Origin of the sequence: Kitasatospora sp. NPDC093558, from assembly GCF_040683475.1 — a bacterium.
In the GTDB taxonomy this organism is placed as follows: Bacteria; Actinomycetota; Actinomycetes; order Streptomycetales; family Streptomycetaceae; genus Kitasatospora.
The window spans coordinates 1-819 of sequence record NZ_JBFBDY010000801.1 but is presented as its reverse complement, the minus strand read 5'-3'; the positions used below and the strand labels follow the sequence as shown (position 1 = coordinate 819).

General features: G+C 76.6%; 1 pseudogene. It reads left to right on the top strand.

Going from position 1 to position 819, the window contains the following annotated elements:
- Positions 1-819 (top strand): annotated as a pseudogene (locus AB0O00_RS35380) (AfsR family transcriptional regulator); the annotation flags it as partial.

Genomic DNA, 819 nt, shown 5'->3' with positions numbered 1-819 from the left:
CGCGAGGAGCGGCAGCTCGACGCCCTGCTCCCCGAAGCCGCCCCGCTCCCCGACGCAGCGACCCCGCCCCGCCGACTGGCCGTCGTCGCCGGTCCGGCGGGCAGCGGGAAGACCAGCCTCGTCCTCAACTGGGCCCACCGGCAAGCCGATCACTTCCCCGACGGCCGCCTCTACGCCGACCTGGGCGGCTTCTCTCCCGAGGGGCCGGCCGACCCGGGCGAGGTCCTGAGCACCTTGCTGCGGGTGCTCGGCACCCCTGGCCACGAGATCCCCGCCGACCCGGCCGCCCGCGCGGCCCGCTTCCGCGAACGGATCGGCGCCCTGCGGCTGTTGGTCGTCCTCGACAACGCCCCGGACACCGGGGCCGCATTGCCCTTCCTCCCCGAGGACGGCCCGGTGCTCACCGTGGTCTGCAGCCGCCACGCCCTGCCCGAGCTGGCCGCCGAACCGGGCGCCGGGTACGTGCCCGTCGGTGTCTTCACCCCCGACGCGGCCCATGAGCTCGTGCGCCGCCACCTGGGCGACGAACGCGCCCTGGCCGACCCGCAGGCCGCCCGCCGACTCGTCGACCTGTGCGACCGCCTCCCGCTCGCCCTTTCCATCGCGCTCACCCGGCTCACCACCCACCCCACCTGGACGGCCGCCGACCTGGTCGCCGAGATGCAGGACGAGCAGGCCCGGCTGGCTGCCCTCGGCCTGTCCGATCGGCTCGGCGTCGAACGCGAACTCTCGCTGAGCCGACGCCGGTTGGGCGAGACGGCGGCCCGGCTGCTGCCCCTGCTCGCGCTCCACGCGGGCCCCCACGGCGGCGCCCACACC